The organism is Cobetia sp. SIMBA_158 (assembly GCF_046566945.1).
GTDB lineage: Bacteria > Pseudomonadota > Gammaproteobacteria > Pseudomonadales > Halomonadaceae > Cobetia > Cobetia amphilecti.
Map to the genome: position 1 here is coordinate 1 of NZ_JAWJYL010000939.1, position 243 is coordinate 243.

General features: G+C 39.9%; 1 protein-coding gene. It reads left to right on the top strand.

The annotated features are described in order from the left end of the window. Positions 1-243, top strand: a 243-nt coding sequence (locus R2R70_RS22570) for an electron transfer flavoprotein subunit alpha/FixB family protein (protein ID WP_410979282.1), incomplete at both ends; no start/stop codon positions are given.

The window sequence follows — 243 nt, forward strand, 5'->3', positions numbered from 1 at the left end:
CTTTAAAAGAATTAGCGAATTTATTAGGTGGAGCAGTTGGTGCTTCTCGCGGTGCTTGTGATGCAGGATACTGTGATTACGCGCTTCAAATTGGTCAAACAGGTAAGGTAGTTACTCCAGATCTTTATATTGCTGTAGGGATTTCGGGTGCAATTCAACACTTAGCTGGTATGTCTAACTCGAAAGTAATCGTTGCAATCAATAAAGATCCAGAAGCAAACATTTTCAAAGTTGCTGACTATG